The sequence below is a fragment of the Nocardioides albus genome (assembly GCF_014648255.1).
Lineage (GTDB): Bacteria > Actinomycetota > Actinomycetes > Propionibacteriales > Nocardioidaceae > Nocardioides > Nocardioides albus.
Genome location: NZ_BMQT01000006.1, coordinates 331,555 through 345,443 on the forward strand (window position 1 = coordinate 331,555; position 13,889 = coordinate 345,443).

Annotated in this window: 17 protein-coding genes; 10 read left to right on the forward strand and 7 right to left on the reverse strand. The window is 69.4% G+C overall.

The annotated features are described in order from the left end of the window. The first annotated feature begins 90 nt into the window (after positions 1-90). Together IEY84_RS14935 and IEY84_RS14940 are read left to right on the forward strand one after the other, a co-directional pair. On the forward strand, positions 91-1,251 hold the full coding sequence (locus IEY84_RS14935) for a sensor histidine kinase (protein ID WP_229788697.1): 1,161 nt from the start codon (positions 91-93) through the stop codon (positions 1,249-1,251). Further along, complete coding sequence (locus tag IEY84_RS14940; protein WP_183546869.1) at positions 1,248-1,931, forward strand: response regulator; 684 nt, start codon at positions 1,248-1,250, stop codon at positions 1,929-1,931. The genes IEY84_RS14935 and IEY84_RS14940 overlap by 4 nt, the downstream gene beginning before the upstream one ends. 50 nt (positions 1,932-1,981) lie before the next feature. Here IEY84_RS14940 and IEY84_RS14945 read toward each other — a convergent pair whose 3' ends face one another. Then, positions 1,982-2,740, reverse strand: a complete 759-nt coding sequence (locus tag IEY84_RS14945) for an MBL fold metallo-hydrolase (RefSeq protein WP_183546871.1) — start codon at positions 2,738-2,740, stop codon at positions 1,982-1,984. Positions 2,741-2,748: 8 nt separating this feature from the next. Further along, complete coding sequence (gene murI / locus IEY84_RS14950) at positions 2,749-3,606, reverse strand: glutamate racemase (protein WP_183546873.1); 858 nt, start codon at positions 3,604-3,606, stop codon at positions 2,749-2,751. Positions 3,607-3,724: 118 nt separating this feature from the next. Here murI and IEY84_RS14955 point away from each other — a divergent pair, with 118 nt between their 5' ends. The 4 genes from IEY84_RS14955 to IEY84_RS14970 all read left to right on the forward strand — a co-directional run bounded on the left by IEY84_RS14955 (position 3,725) and on the right by IEY84_RS14970 (position 7,445). After that, the gene (locus IEY84_RS14955; RefSeq protein WP_183546875.1) at positions 3,725-4,723 is read left to right on the forward strand and encodes an alkaline phosphatase family protein; all 999 of its coding nucleotides are present in this window, start codon (positions 3,725-3,727) and stop codon (positions 4,721-4,723) included. Between the two features lie 42 nt (positions 4,724-4,765). Continuing rightward, complete coding sequence (locus IEY84_RS14960; protein ID WP_183546877.1) at positions 4,766-5,773, forward strand: alkaline phosphatase family protein; 1,008 nt, start codon at positions 4,766-4,768, stop codon at positions 5,771-5,773. A gap of 73 nt (positions 5,774-5,846) precedes the next feature. After that, positions 5,847-7,070: an FAD-dependent monooxygenase gene (locus IEY84_RS14965; RefSeq protein WP_183546879.1), complete on the forward strand. Its 1,224-nt coding sequence runs from the start codon at positions 5,847-5,849 to the stop codon at positions 7,068-7,070. Between the two features lie 30 nt (positions 7,071-7,100). Then, the gene (locus IEY84_RS14970) at positions 7,101-7,445 is read left to right on the forward strand and encodes a hypothetical protein (protein WP_183546881.1); all 345 of its coding nucleotides are present in this window, start codon (positions 7,101-7,103) and stop codon (positions 7,443-7,445) included. Between the two features lie 17 nt (positions 7,446-7,462). Here the strand turns inward: IEY84_RS14970 and IEY84_RS14975 are convergent, their stop codons facing one another. Continuing rightward, complete coding sequence (locus IEY84_RS14975) at positions 7,463-8,410, reverse strand: PLP-dependent cysteine synthase family protein (RefSeq protein ID WP_183546883.1); 948 nt, start codon at positions 8,408-8,410, stop codon at positions 7,463-7,465. 90 nt (positions 8,411-8,500) lie between these two features. On the opposite strand from IEY84_RS14975, the gene IEY84_RS14980 reads away from it, so the two are divergent. From IEY84_RS14980 to IEY84_RS14995, 4 genes are all read left to right on the forward strand, one after another. Beyond that, positions 8,501-9,430, forward strand: coding sequence for an ABC transporter ATP-binding protein (locus tag IEY84_RS14980; protein WP_183546885.1), 930 nt, complete (start codon positions 8,501-8,503; stop codon positions 9,428-9,430). Continuing rightward, positions 9,427-10,170, forward strand: coding sequence for an ABC transporter permease (locus IEY84_RS14985; RefSeq protein WP_183546887.1), 744 nt, complete (start codon positions 9,427-9,429; stop codon positions 10,168-10,170). The genes IEY84_RS14980 and IEY84_RS14985 overlap by 4 nt, the downstream gene beginning before the upstream one ends. 13 nt (positions 10,171-10,183) lie before the next feature. Further along, on the forward strand, positions 10,184-11,407 hold the full coding sequence (locus IEY84_RS14990) for a sensor histidine kinase (RefSeq protein ID WP_183546890.1): 1,224 nt from the start codon (positions 10,184-10,186) through the stop codon (positions 11,405-11,407). A gap of 79 nt (positions 11,408-11,486) precedes the next feature. After that, positions 11,487-12,107 (forward strand): response regulator, encoded by a 621-nt coding sequence (locus IEY84_RS14995; RefSeq protein ID WP_183546892.1) that lies wholly within the window; start codon positions 11,487-11,489, stop codon positions 12,105-12,107. 61 nt (positions 12,108-12,168) lie between these two features. Here the strand turns inward: IEY84_RS14995 and IEY84_RS15000 are convergent, their stop codons facing one another. From IEY84_RS15000 to clpS, 4 genes are all read right to left on the reverse strand, one after another. Beyond that, positions 12,169-12,444: a MoaD family protein gene (locus IEY84_RS15000; RefSeq protein ID WP_183546894.1), complete on the reverse strand. Its 276-nt coding sequence runs from the start codon at positions 12,442-12,444 to the stop codon at positions 12,169-12,171. Between the two features lie 32 nt (positions 12,445-12,476). Then, positions 12,477-12,905: a M67 family metallopeptidase gene (locus IEY84_RS15005; RefSeq protein WP_183546896.1), complete on the reverse strand. Its 429-nt coding sequence runs from the start codon at positions 12,903-12,905 to the stop codon at positions 12,477-12,479. 85 nt (positions 12,906-12,990) lie between these two features. Beyond that, positions 12,991-13,581, reverse strand: a complete 591-nt coding sequence (locus IEY84_RS15010) for a DUF2017 domain-containing protein (protein ID WP_183546898.1) — start codon at positions 13,579-13,581, stop codon at positions 12,991-12,993. Continuing rightward, complete coding sequence (gene clpS / locus IEY84_RS15015) at positions 13,581-13,874, reverse strand: ATP-dependent Clp protease adapter ClpS (protein ID WP_221208939.1); 294 nt, start codon at positions 13,872-13,874, stop codon at positions 13,581-13,583. The genes IEY84_RS15010 and clpS overlap by 1 nt, the downstream gene beginning before the upstream one ends. Between the last annotated feature and the right edge of the window lie 15 nt (positions 13,875-13,889).

A 13,889-nucleotide genomic window follows, 5' to 3' on the forward strand; every position in this document is an offset into this window, starting at 1 on the left:
TACGGATGACCTGCGACCCGACAAAAGTATGGGGCCGGTCTCGACCGCGGGATCCTGTGTCGACGACCTTCGATGACTAGCGTGTACGTCGTGCAGCAACCGTCGCCCGAGGACTATCAGCCGCGTCTGAGCCTGTGGGGGCACGTGTGGCGGTACCTTCTGGCGCTCGGGATCAGCGCGATGGCGCTGACGTCGAGCACAGACGGCTGGCCGGAGTGGCGGTTCCTGGTCGACCTCGGCCTTGGCGTGGCTTCCCTGATCCTGGTCTTCTGGCGCCGCCGCTGGCCGGTTGCGATCGCCACCTTCACGACCGTCGCGGGGGCGTTCTCCATCCTCTCCGCCGGGGCCTCGACGCTCGCCCTCGTCTCGTTGGCGACCCGGCGGCGCTGGCGCGAGATCATCCCGATCTCGCTGCTCAACATCGCCTCGGGCATGTTCTGGTTCACGGTGATGGAGACCACCACGACAGCGGAGATCCCGGGCATCCCGCTGTGGGGATTCAACTTCGGTGTCAACGTGGTGATCGTCGCCGCGCTGATCGCCTGGGGCATGTACATCGGGTCGCGCCGCGAGCTGATCGCCACACTCCGTGTCCGCGCCGAGACGGCCGAGTCCGAGCAGTCCTTGCGCGTCTCGCAGGCACGCGAGACCGAGCGTCGGCGGATCGCGCGTGAGATGCACGACGTGCTCGCCCATCGCATCTCCCACATCTCGATGCAGGCGGGAGCGCTCGCCTACCGCGAGGACCTCTCCGCCGACCAGGTCCGAGAGCAGGTCGGCACCATCCGCGACGGCGCCCACCAGGCGCTCGAGGATCTTCGTACCGTCCTCGGCGTGCTCCGCGGCAACGGCGAGGATCCGGAGACCGCACCCCAGCCGACGTACGCCGATCTCGGCCGCCTCGTCGAGGAGACTCGCGGCGGCGGCATGAACATCACCCTCGAGGACGATGTCGAGGGCTCCCCGCCGGAGGCGGTCGGGCGCTCGATCTACCGAGTCGTCCAGGAGGGCATCACCAACGCCCGCAAGCACGCGCCCGGGGCGGCCTTGAAGGTGTCTCTTCGGGGCTCCGCGGAGCACGGGATCGACGTACTGCTGCGCAACCGGCTCGGCTTCGACTCCAACACTCCCGGCTCCGGTCTCGGGCTCATCGGGCTCACCGAGCGTGTCGATCTCGCCGGCGGACGGCTCGCGCACCGCACGGAAAAGGATGTCTTCATCCTCGAAGCGTGGCTACCGTGGGGCCAGTGAACAGCCCTGAGGCCCCGAAGAGCCCGGTCAAGATCAAGGTGGGGATCGTCGACGACGACCCGCTCGTGCGCTCAGCCCTCGGGCTGATGCTCGGCGGACAGACCGACATCGAGGTCGTCGGCGAGGCGCCCGACGGCCAGGAAGCACTCACCCTGGTGCGTACGGCAGGCCCTGATGTGCTGCTGATGGACATCCGGATGCCGCGGGTCAACGGGCTCGAGGCGACCCGCCGGGTGCTGGCCGAGTCCCCGGCCCCGCACGTGATCGTGCTGACCACCTTCGGTGCCGACGAGTACGTCGTCGACGCCCTCGCAGCGGGGGCCGACGGGTTCCTGCTCAAGGACACTCCTCCGCCCGAGATCGTCGCCGCGATCCGTGCAGTGATGGCCGGGGAGGCGATCCTGTCCCCCAAGGCCACCCGCACCCTGATCACCCGGCTCCGGGCTGAGCCGACCGGTGACCGCGCCGCTGCCGCCGCCCGCCGTCTCGAGGCTCTCACCGAGCGCGAGCACGAGGTCGCACTCGCGGTCGGGCGCGGGCTGAGCAACGCCGAGATCGCCAAGGAGCTCTACCTCTCGATCCCGACCGTCAAGGCGCACGTCTCGCGTCTCTTCGACAAGCTCGGCGCCACCAACCGCGTCCAGATCGCGATCGCGGTCCACGACGCCGGACTGGTCTAGCCACCGCTGGTCGAGGGCCACTTCGTTCAGACCCTCGCGCCAGCGAGCGGTCAGACGTCGTAGACGGCCCCCGTCGCCGCCAGCTCGATCGGCCCCTCGTACGCCGAGCGCGCCTCGCGCACGGCGTCTGCGGAGTCGTGCCAGGGCGGGACGTGGGTGACGATCAGCTTCTTCGCGTGGGCCTTGGTGGCGTACTCCCCCGCATGGACGCCGGTGATGTGCACCCCGGGCGGGTTGTCGACGCCGTCGCGGAACGCGGCCTCGCACAGGAACAGGTCGGCGTCGGCGGCGATGTCGAGGAGCGCCTCGGTCTCGGCGGTGTCGCCGCTGTAGGCGATGACCTTGCCGTTAGCCTCGATCCGGAGCCCGTACGCATCGACCGGATGCTCCACAGCGGTCGGGGTGATCACGAACGGCCCGAGATGGATCGGCCCGGTGTAGGTCGAGAACGCGAACTCCTCGCGCATCCCGGGGCGCTTGGGCAGGTCGTAGGCCTTCGCCAGCCGCCGGCCGGTGCCCTTGGGACCGTAGACCGGGATCGGCGGCTGCGGGCCGGTCGGGTGCCACTTGCGCAGGACGTAGTAGGAGGTCATGTCGACGCAGTGGTCGGCGTGCAGGTGAGAGATCAGGACCGCGTCGATCTGCAGCGGGTCGACATAGCGCTGCAGGACGCCGAGCGCGCCGTTGCCCATGTCGAGCACGATCCGCCACGTACGCCCGGTCTCGTCGTCGGCCTCGACGAGGTAGCAGGAGGCCGGACTGTCGGGGCCCGGGTAGGAACCCGAGCACCCGATGATGGTCAGTCGCATCCCGGAGATCATCGCAGGCCCCCGGCGAACTGCTGGGCGGCCGCGAGCTCCGGGCCGAGGAACCGGGCGCCGATCGCCTTGAACTCGGCCGGGTTGCCGGTAGTGAGGAACGTGTAGGTCGGCTCGCCGCCCGCGCGCATGAGGTCGTTCTCGGCGAGGACGCGGTAGACGTCCTTCGCCGACTCCTCGGCGCTGCTCACCAGCGTCACGTTGTCGCCCATCACATAAGAGATCACACCAGTCAGGAGCGGATAGTGGGTGCACCCGAGGATCAGCGTGTCGACCCCGGCACTGGTCAGGGGGTCCAGATACTCGTGCGCCGCGGCCAGGAGATCGTCGCCGCCGGTGATGCCGGCCTCGACGAACGGGACGAACTGGGGACACGCCTGGGTGTGCAGCGAGACGTGGGGAGCCGCGGCGAAGGCGTCGTCGTACGCCATCGACTCGGCCGTCGCGTGCGTGCAGATGACCCCGATCCGACCGGTGCGGGACGCGGCGACCGCGCGACGGGTCGCGGGCAGGATGACCTCGACGACGGGCAACGGCCTGTAGCGCTCCCGGGCGTCGCGCAGCATCGCCGCCGAGGCCGAGTTGCAGGCGATGACCAGGGCTTTCACACCCTGCTCGACGAGATGATCGAGGCACTCCAGGGCATACTCGCGGACCTCGGCGATCGGCTTCGGGCCGTAAGGGGCGCGAGCGGTGTCGCCGACGTACAGGATCGACTCGTGGGCGAGCTGGTCGATCACGGACCGCGCGACCGTGAGACCGCCGAAGCCCGAGTCGAAGATCCCGATCGGGGCGTCGCGATCGGGCTGGGCTGAACCCAGTGGCGAGGGCGAACCCAGGGACGAGACGGACTGCACGATCGTCAAGGCTAGGCCCAAACACCGCCTCTTCGCAGTGCTGGGGGTCACTCGAGACATACCCGAGATCCATCTCACGTTCATGAGCGCGCGGGGAAAGTGTTGTTAACGTCCGGTTATGACGATTTCTCGGCGCTCGCTGGTGCTGATGGTCCTGATCGCCCTGATGGGCGTCACCTTCGCGGTCGTCGATCTGCCCGGGCAGCCCGCGCAGGCCGCGACCACGAAGCGGGTGCTGGCGATCTCCGTCGACGGTCTCAGCGTGACCGCGATCGAGAAGCTCGGCCCGGGCCACCTGCCCAACCTCTACCGGCTGATGCGTGGCGGCGCCTCGACCCGCGAGGCGCGCAGCGAGTACGAGCAGAACATCACCCTGCCGAACCACACCTCAATGGTCACCGGCCGCCGGATCACCCGGTCCACGCACGGCCACGGGGTCACCTGGAACGACGACCGCGGCTGGATGACGGTGCAGGAGGCCGCCGGCCATCCCGTCTCATCGGTCTTCAGCCAGGTCAAGCGCGCCAACCGCAGCAGCGCCCTGTTCGCTTCGAAGTCCAAGTTCAGCCTCTTCGACCGCTCCTGGCCCTCGATCGACCGGTTCGCGGTCGACGGTGACGCCGATCTGGTCAGCCGGGCGGCCGGAGACCTGGCGACCAACAAGCGTGCCTTCACCTTCGTCCACCTGGGCTCCCCCGACCACTACGGCCACCGTGACGGCGGGATGAGCGCTGCCTACCGCGCCTCGGTGATCCGCACCGACGCCCGCATCGGCAAGCTGCTGAAGGCGATCGACTCCTCGACCACGCTCAAGCGGTCGACGTACGTCATCCTCACCGCCGACCACGGGTTCAAGGCGGCCGCCAGGGACCACGGCGCCCACCTCTACTCCAACTACCGGATCCCGTTCTTCGTGTGGGGTCCCGGAGTCACCCGCGGCGCCTCGCTCTACCGGCTCAACCCCGACTACCGCGCGCCGGGGACGACCCGGCCGACGTACGCCGGCAGGCAGCCGATCCGCAACGGCGACCTCGGCAACCTGGCCCTGGACCTGCTCGACCTGGGCCCCATCCCCGGCAGCACGCTGAACTCAACCCAGTCACTAGACATTCGCTGAGCGTTCGCCCGGGGTGCCATCGGGTTCACTTAGGGTGTGCCGGTGCGTCGCCTCTTCCCGCTCTTTTCCGTCGGTGTCCTCCTCGCCGTCGTGCTCGTTGTGGCGCTCACCGCGCTGCCCGACGGTGGCGGCCGCGACGAGCGGGAGCCGACCCAGGTCGACCGGAAGGTGCTCGCGATCTCGATCGACGGGCTCAACCCAGACGCGCTCACGAGACTCGGCCCGGCGAAGACGCCCAACATCCACCGGCTGATCGACGAGGGCGCCTCGACGCTCAATGCGCGCACTGCCTACGAGAAGAACATCACCCTGCCCAACCACACCGGGATGGTCACCGGCGACCCGATCGATGCCGACGACGGCGGTCACGGGGTCACCTGGAACGTCGGCGACCCGTCGAAGTCGATCGCGAAGGGCGAGGACTCCGTGTTCACCGTCGCCCACGAGGCCGGGCTCAGCACCGGCGTCTTCGTGACCAAGCAGAAGTTCGAGCTGTGGCAGCGGGCCTGGGGAGACCACATCGACCTCTTCGCGGCCGTGGACGACCACGACCGGCTGGTCTCGGAGGCCGCGAAGGACCTGGCCGCCGAGCAGCGGGACCTCACCTTCGTACACCTGTCTCTTCCTGACGTCGCCGGACACGCCTCGAGCGGCATGTCGGCGCCGTATCTGGCGGCCGTCGAGGAGTCCGACGAGCAGGTCGGTCAGCTCCTCGAGGTCATCGACGCCGACCCCGGCCTCGCGAAGGACCTGGATGTGATCCTGACCGCCGACCACGGCTTCAAGCCCGGGATCACCAACCACTCCGAGAAGGTCTACGAGAACTATCGGATCCCGTTCATCGTCTGGGGTCCCGACGCCGCGGCCGGCGAGGACCTCTACGACCTCAACGCCGACGACTACCGCGACCCGGGCAAGGGACGCCCCGGATATGACGGCCCACAACCCATACGCAACGCCGATCTCGGCAACCTGGCCCTGGACCTTCTCGGCCTGGGTCCCATCGAGACCAGTGACATCGGCAAAGAGCAGTCGCTCGACGTCAAATGACGTTTCCGTAACCATCCGCGAGCACCCACGTCCCTGAGGTACGTTTCGAACGTAACCTCCCCAAGGAGCGTGAATGTCAGTCAGCCGGATCGCTCGAGCGGCCTTGCACAGAGGCCGACGCGCACAGCGGGTCACGATCATCGGCGCGGGCATCGGCGGCCTGACGCTCGCCGTCGAGCTGCGTCGCCTGGGGATCGAGGTCGAGGTGTACGAGGCCGCGAACGATCCTCGGCCCAGCGGCGATGCCGTGCTGGTGACAGCCAACGCGTCCCGGCTCCTCGAACGCATCGGGCTCGAGTCCGGGCTCGGTGATGCCTCGACACCCGTCGACGGCGTCGTCTGGCGCGACGGCCACACGGGCGCCGCGATCGGCAGGGTGCTCTGGGCCGACCATGCCGCCCGCTCCGGCGGACGCTGCTACGGCGTCGGTCACGCCGACCTGCACGCGCTCCTGATCCAGGCATTCGGCACCGACGGGCTCCATCTCGGCCACCGACTCATCGGCGTCACGGAGGCCGGCGACGGGCCGGCGGTTCTGGAATTCGCCGACGGCGAGTCGGTCGAAGCCGATCTGGTCATCGGCGCCGACGGGGCCCGCTCGATCCTGCGTGACCTCGTCGTCGGCTACGACGACGCCCAGTTCTCCGGCTGCCTGGCCTGGCGCGGGACCGTCCCGCGTTCGCGGCTCACCCTGCTTCCCGATCCCGAACGCCTGCAGCTGTGGCTCGGCGCCGACGGTCACCTGATGCACCATCCGGTCGGCAACGGCAACCACGCCTTCCTGCTGGTCCGACGGCAGCTCGGTCCGTGGGTCCCGGAAGCGTGGGCATGGCCCTCAGACCCGGACGAGCACGTTCACACCTACGCCGGCTGGCATCCCGCCGTGGTCCAGATGATCTCCGCAGCACCGGTCTCGGAGCGGTGGGCGCTCTTCCACCGGCCGCCCCTGTCGACCTGGTCGCGCGGCCGCATCACGCTGCTGGGCGACGCCGCTCACCTGACGCTCCCCCACCACTGCCAAGGCGCCGCCCAGGCGATCGAGGATGCCGTCGTCCTCGCCGGCTGCCTCGCCGCCGACGACGACTGGGACCGTGCCCGCACCAGCTACGAGGTACGCCGACGCGACCGCACCCGCCGGATCCAGGTCGCCTCCGTGGCTGCTGCCGACGCGCTCCACCTCCCCGACGGCCCACGTGCTCAGGCCCGCAACAAGCGGCTCGGGTCGGCCGATGCGTACGACCGACATCTCGCCTGGATCCACGAGCACGACGCCGCCGCCGGTCTCCCCCACCCGTAACTCCGCGGCCCTTTCCGGCGTTGCCAAGATGTGAGTGTCTCCCCCGGACGCAGAGGGTTCCTCGCGCTCGGTATCTGGACGATGTACGCAGCCGCCCTCGCCGTAGCGCTGGTCCAGCTCGGCTCCGCGCCGGAGGCCGACGGTCTTCCGGCCGGCCGTCCGCTCGCCCCTGACAGCCCTGCCGCCCTCATCGCGAAGCACGACTGCTGGAGCGGGGAGGCCCCGCCCGACATGACCGGCAGGCTCCCCGGGCACGCCATCGTCGCCACCGGCGCGACCCCGCGCTACGTCGGCGCCCACCTCACCGGCAAAGCCCTCGACCAGGTCTTCTCCGCCGCGGATCACGGGCTCGTCGTCTACGCCTTCTGCCGCTGAACCCCTGCCGCCGGCGGTCAGGCCCAGAGCTGGCCCTCGAGGCCTTCCTCGGCATCGTCGATGGTGCCTTCGTACGCCCCTGTGGAGAGATACTTCCAGCCGCCGTCGGCGACGACGAAGGCGATGTCGGCCTTCTCGCCGGCCTGGAGCGACTTGGCGGCCTGGGCGAGGGCGGCGTGGAGGATGGCGCCGGTGGAGATGCCGGCGAAGATGCCCTCCAGCTCGAGGAGCTCGCGGACTCGGCGGACCGCGTCACGGGGGCCGACCGAGAAGCGGGCGTCGATCAGGGACGCGTCGTAGAGCTCGGGGACGAAGCCCTCGTCGAGATTCCTGAGCCCGTAGACGAGCTCGCCGTAGCGCGGCTCGGCGGCCACGATGCGTACCTCCGGCTTGGCGGCGCGGAAGAAGCGGCCGACGCCCATCAGCGTGCCGGTCGTGCCGAGTCCGGCGACGAAGTGGGTGACCGAGGGGAGGTCGGCGAGGAGCTCGGGGCCGGTGCCCTCCTCGTGGGCGCGCGCGTTCGCGGCGTTGCCGTACTGGTAGAGCATCACCCAGTCGGGGTGCTCGGCGGCGAGGCGCTTGGCGACCCGGACGGCCTCGTTGGAGCCGCCGGCGGCGGGCGAGGAGACGATCTCGGCGCCCCACATCCGCAGCAGCTGGCGCCGCTCCTCGGAGGTGTTCTCGGGCATCACGCAGACGATCCGGTAGCCCTTGAGCTTGGCCGCCATGGCCAGCGAGATCCCGGTGTTGCCGGAGGTCGGCTCCAGGATCGTGCAGCCGGGGCGAAGCCGTCCGTCCTTCTCGGCCTCCTCGACCATGCGAAGAGCCGGGCGGTCCTTGATCGAGCCGGTCGGGTTCCGGTCCTCGAGCTTGGCCCACAGACGTACGTCGGGAGAGGGCGAGAGGCGGGGCAGGCCCACCAGCGGGGTGCCCCCGACCGACGCCAGCAGGTTGTCGTAGCGCATGGGGTCCATGGTCGCATCAACCGATCGGCTGATGCCCACACGCGCCGATCGCCCGATCCGTGAGACCGCGTCCTCGGCCAGGCTGAAGGTATGCATCAGGAGCGAGAACCAGCGGTCGTCATCGACGGCCTGCGCAAGACCTACGGCGAGAAGGTGGCGGTCGACGAGATCAGCCTGAACGTCTACGAAGGCGAGATCTTCGGGATCCTCGGCCCCAACGGGGCCGGCAAGAGCACGACCGTCGAGTCGATCGCCGGGCTGCGGGTCGGCGACCGGGGTCGGATCCGGGTCCACGGCATCGACCCGTGGACGGACCGCGCAGCGGTGACGGAGGTGCTCGGCGTACAGCTCCAGGAGGCGAAGCTGCAGCCGAAGATCACCGTCCAGGAGGCGCTGGAGCTGTGGAGCGCCTTCTACCCCGACCCCGAGCCCTGGTCCCCGCTCGCCGAGCGGCTGGGGCTCGGCGACCACCTGCAGCAGCGCTTCGAGGACCTCTCCGGCGGTCAGCAGCAGCGGCTCTCGATCGCGCTGGCGCTGATCGGGCGGCCGCGGGTCGTCGTGCTCGACGAGCTGACCACCGGGCTCGACCCGCGGGCGCGCCGCGAGGTGTGGGACCTGGTGCGCGACGTACGTGAGCGGGGGGTGACCGTCATCCTGGTCACCCACTCCATGGAGGAGGCCCAGACGCTCTGCGACCGGATCGCGATCGTCGACTCCGGCCGGATCCGCGCCCTGGACACCCCGGCTGGCCTCATCGACGCAGGCACAGCCGCGACGATCACCACCTTCGACACCTCGGCCGCGATCGACCTGGTCTCCCTGCGCGAGCTCGACGGCGTCACCGCCGCGCGCAGCGAGAACGGCACGGTCACCGTCGAAGGTGCCGAGGGTGTCGCTCTCGCTGTCATCGAGGCGCTGCGTACGCAGGGCGTGGCTCCGCAGCGGCTCCGCATCGCCGCGGGAAGCCTCGACGCCGCCTACCTCGACCTCACCGAAACCCACCAGGAGGCAACCCGATGACCAGCCCGACCGCAGCCGTGATCCGGACCGAGTCCAGGCTCTTCGCCCGCGAACGGCTCTCGCTCTTCTGGATCGTGCTGTTCCCGAGCCTGCTCTTGGGCGTGCTCGGGCTCATCCCGAGCTTTCGCGAGGAGAGCGCCGACCTCGGCGGCCGGAGCCTGATCGACCTCTACGTCCCGGTCACCGTGCTGCTCTCGATGATCATGGCGTCGATCATGACGATGCCGGCAACGCTGACCGGCTACCGCGAGAGCGGCATCCTGCGCCGCCTCGGCACCACGCCGGCGAGGCCGTCCTCGATCCTGCTGGGCCAGGTGCTGGTGCATGCCGCCGCGGTCGCCGCCTCGTCGGTGATCGTGGTCCTCCTGGGCCGGGTGGCGTTCGGGACACCGCTTCCCGGGTCGATCGCCGGGTACGCGGTGGCGTACGTCCTGGCTCTGCTCGTCTCGCTCGGGATCGGGGCCGCGATCACTGCCGCCTCGCCCAACGCCAAGACCGGGCAGGTCGTGGGGATGGTCGCCTTCTTCCCCTGCATGTTCACGGCCGGGGTCTACTTCCCGGTCGAGGTGTTCGGCGGCACCGTGCGCGACGTCATCTCGCTCACGCCCTACGGCGCGGCCTCCAATGCGCTCAACGACGCCACCGGCGGGAGCTTCCCCGAGCTCGTGGACCTAGCGGTGATGGGCGGTTGGGCGGTAGTGCTCTACCTGATTGCCGTGCGCATCTTCCGCTGGGAATGAGAGGGTCCTGCACATGACCATGGCCGTCGAGCGTGAGCAGCGCTGGGAGCACAACCTCAAGGTGCTGCCGTTCGTGCTGCTCGCGCTGGCCACGGTGATCAGCGTCGCGACCATCTCGGAGATGGGCCCGCGCACGCTCGGCATGCGGGTGACGTTCGGCGTGCTCGTGGCGGCGACCGCGGTGTGGATCTGGCGGTGGATGTATGTCTACGGCCGCCCACATCCGGTCGGCTACGTCGGCCGCACGCTGCTCGCCGCCGCCCTCACCGTCGTCCATCCGCTCTTCTGCATCTTTGCCTGGGTCGGGTTCCTGGACGCCTTCGAGTCCTTCCGCGGCCGCTGGAGATGGGTGGCGATGGCGGTCACCTCGCTGATCATGGCCACCGGTCAGACCGGCGGGCCGCCGCCGTACGACAGCCCGTGGCAGAGCGCTGCCCTGCCCCTGCTCTTCGTCGTCAACTTCGGGCTCGCCTCCCTGATGGCCCGCTACAGCATGCACCTCGACGCCGTCAGCCAGGAGCGGGCCGACACGATCGTCAGGCTGGAGCACGCCCTCACCGAGAACGCGCGCCTCCACGAGAAGCTCCTCGCGCAGTCACGTCAGACCGGCGTACGCGACGAGCGTGAGCGCCTCGCCCGCGAGATCCACGACACCATCGCGCAGTCGCTCGCCGGCGTCGTGGCCCAGCTCCAGGCCGCCGAAGGCTCCGCTGACGCCGGGGACGCCGGGGACGTACGCCGCCGGGTGGCCCGAGCCACCGAGATGGCTCGCACGGCACTCGTCGAGGCCCGGCGGTCCGTGCAGGACCTCTCCCCCACCGAGCTCACCGACGCGGGCCTCCTCGATGCCTTGTCGAGGTTGATCGAGAGCTGGAACGACGACCACGACGTGGAGGCCTCGTTCGTCGTCGTCGGCGAAGCCACGGCCCTGCACTCCGAGGTCGAGGCCACGCTGCTGCGGATCGCCCAAGAGGCGCTCGCCAACGTCGCCAAGCACGCCGAGGCGTCGAGGGTCGGGGTCACGCTCACCTTCGACGAGTCCGAGGTCATCCTCGACGTACGCGACGACGGCTGCGGCTTCGACCCCACCGGCCCCCGTCGCGACTCGGCCTTCGGTCTCGGCGTGATGCGCACCCGCGCCCAGCGACTGGCCGGCACCTTCACCCTGGAGTCCGCCCCAGGCGCCGGCACGGCCCTCTCGGCCCGCATCCCCGCACTCCCCCGAGGTGCCGCATGACCCCGAGACGTCAGTTCTTGACGCCGAAGAGTCGATTGTTGACGCCGAAGAGTCGATTTCTGAGAGACAGAGGACAAACGTGATCAAGATCGTGGTCGCCGACGACCACCCGGTCGTACGCGACGGGGTGGTCGGAGTGCTCCGCGCCCAAGGCTTCGAGGTCGTCGGCCAGGCCGGCGACGGCGCCGAAGCCATCGCACTCGTCGAGGAGCTCGAGCCGGACGTGCTCGTCCTCGACCTCCGGATGCCCGGCACCGGCGGCGTAGAGGTGATCGAGCGGCTCCGGGCGCAGGAGTCGCGCGCCGGCGTACTGGTCCTGACGACGTTCGACACGGACACCGACGTCGTCGCGGCGATCGAGGCCGGGGCGACCGGCTATCTGCTCAAGGACGCTCCGACGCCGGATCTGGTCGAAGCCGTCCGAGCGACGGCGGCCGGCGAGACCGTCCTCTCCCCCGCGGTGGCGACCCGACTCGCGTCCCGACTCCGTTCGCCGGGCCCGACGGCCCAGCTGAGCCCGCGCGAGCGCGAGGTGCTCGCCCTCGTCGCCGGCGGGACGACCAACCGCGCGATCGCCGCAAAGCTCTTCGTGAGCGAGGCAACGGTCAAGACCCACCTAGGTCACATCTTCGACAAGCTGGGAGTCACAGACAGAGCAGCCGCGGTCGCAAGAGCGTACGACCGCGGAATTTTGGGCTAAAACGCAGCGGTGTGCTGCCAGGCGTGCGCCATGACGCACTCCTGACAGCACACTGCGAGGTTCAGCAGCCGCCGGCTACGGCGGGGAGGATTACTACCTGGTCGCCGTCTTTCAGCTCGGCGTCGAGACCGCCGATGAAACGTACGTCCTCGTCGTTGATGTAGACGTTGACGAAGCGGCGCAGGTCGCCGTTGTCGATGAGGCGCTCCTTGATGCCGGAGTGGTTCGCCTCGAGGTCGTCGATGAGCGCGCTCAGGGTCTTGCCCTCGGCGCTGACTGCCTTCTCACCGGCGGTGTAGGTGCGGAGGATGGTCGGGATCTTGACCTCGATGGCCATGGGTTCTCCTAGCTGGATGTTCTCAGGATGCGTCACGACAACGTCGTGACGATGTTGATTTCTTCCTCGGTGACGTTGCCGTCGACGATGCGGTAGGACCGGAACTCGACCGGCCCTTGAGCCGACCCGTGCTCGCGGGTGCTGACCAGCACATAGTGCGCGTTCGGCTCCATCGCCAGCCCGATGTCGGTGCGCGAGGGGTAGGCCTCGGTCGCCGTGTGGGAGTGGTAGACGATCACCGGCTCCTCGTCGTTGGCGTCCATCTCCTTGTAGAGCTGGAGCAGGTCTGTCGAGTCGAACTCGTAGAAGGTCGGCGAGCCGGCGGCGTTGATCATCTCGATGAACCGCTCGGGCCGGTCGGACCCCTCAGGGCCTGCGACGATCCCGCATGCCTCGTCGGGATGGTCGCGCTTCGCGTGGGCGACGATCGCGTCGTAGGTCGCCTGGTCGATGGTCAGCACGGGATCAGCCTAGGCGGGCAGAACAGCGCGGACGTACGTGACCGGGTGCCGGACACGGTCACCGCCGTCCGCACGGATGGTGTAGTCAGGACGCCGCCCACAGCGCATCGACGATGGTCTCCTGCAGGATCCCGACCCACTGGTAGATCCCGTAGACCTGGCCCGCGGGGTCGTCCTCGGGCAGCGAGTCCCAGAAGTCCTCGTCGCCCTCCTCGACCCCGAGCCGGGTCGCGAGCGCGAGCCGGATGTCGGTGAAGGAGCGCATCCACGCCTCGGCGTCGGCGATCGAGAGCTCGACGTCGATGACCATCCCGTCCTCGTCCAGCTCGGGCGGCAGTCCGGCCTCCTCGAGCGCGTCGATGATGGTCGAGGCGGCCCGCGCCTTGCCATCGCGCAGACCTCCCTCGGTGAACCGCCGGAACTCCCCGGCCGCCTCTTCGTCGTCGCCGTAGGCGGAGGGGAAGAGCCGCTTCAGCACCGGGTCCTCGGGCTCGGTGGTCGGACCCGAGAAGTCGAGCAGCGCCTCGAGCGGGTCATCGCTCTCGGCAGGCGCGGCGACCTCGTTGCGCAGCAGCTCGACGAGCTGGGAGGCCAACGAACGAAGCAGGTCGGCCTCGAACCCGGAGAAGGTCGCGATGATCTGCTTGCCGCGGCGGTGGTAGCTGAACCCGCCCATCAGTCCTGCTTCTCCAGGGTCGCCCACAGACCGTACTCGTGCATCGCCTGCACGTCGCGCTCCATCTCCTCACGCGATCCGGAGGAGACGGCCGACTTGCCGTCGTGGTGCACCTCCATCATCAGCTTCTCCGCCTTCTTCTTGGAGTAGCCGAAGTACTTCTGGAAGACGAAGGTGACGTACGACATCAGGTTGACCGGGTCGTTCCAGACGATCGTCACCCACGGGGTCGCGGGCGCTACGAGGTCGTCGACCTCGGGCTCGTCGAGCTCCACGGGGCTTGGCGCGCTCATACAGTCCATCGTGCC

What these genes read in the sequence shown, in the direction of transcription:
- IEY84_RS14945 (WP_183546871.1), bottom strand. Translation starts at nt 2,740, where the DNA reads ATGCGACTGACCATCATCGGGTGCTCGGGTTCCTACCCGGGCCCCGAC.
- IEY84_RS14955 (WP_183546875.1), top strand. Translation starts at nt 3,725, where the DNA reads ATGACGATTTCTCGGCGCTCGCTGGTGCTGATGGTCCTGATCGCCCTG.
- IEY84_RS14965 (WP_183546879.1), top strand. Translation starts at nt 5,847, where the DNA reads ATGTCAGTCAGCCGGATCGCTCGAGCGGCCTTGCACAGAGGCCGACGC.
- IEY84_RS14975 (WP_183546883.1), bottom strand. Translation starts at nt 8,410, where the DNA reads ATGCGCTACGACAACCTGCTGGCGTCGGTCGGGGGCACCCCGCTGGTG.
- IEY84_RS14980 (WP_183546885.1), top strand. Translation starts at nt 8,501, where the DNA reads ATGCATCAGGAGCGAGAACCAGCGGTCGTCATCGACGGCCTGCGCAAG.
- IEY84_RS14985 (WP_183546887.1), top strand. Translation starts at nt 9,427, where the DNA reads ATGACCAGCCCGACCGCAGCCGTGATCCGGACCGAGTCCAGGCTCTTC.
- IEY84_RS14990 (WP_183546890.1), top strand. Translation starts at nt 10,184, where the DNA reads ATGACCATGGCCGTCGAGCGTGAGCAGCGCTGGGAGCACAACCTCAAG.
- IEY84_RS15000 (WP_183546894.1), bottom strand. Translation starts at nt 12,444, where the DNA reads ATGGCCATCGAGGTCAAGATCCCGACCATCCTCCGCACCTACACCGCC.
- IEY84_RS15010 (WP_183546898.1), bottom strand. Translation starts at nt 13,581, where the DNA reads ATGGGCGGGTTCAGCTACCACCGCCGCGGCAAGCAGATCATCGCGACC.
- clpS (WP_221208939.1), bottom strand. Translation starts at nt 13,874, where the DNA reads ATGAGCGCGCCAAGCCCCGTGGAGCTCGACGAGCCCGAGGTCGACGAC.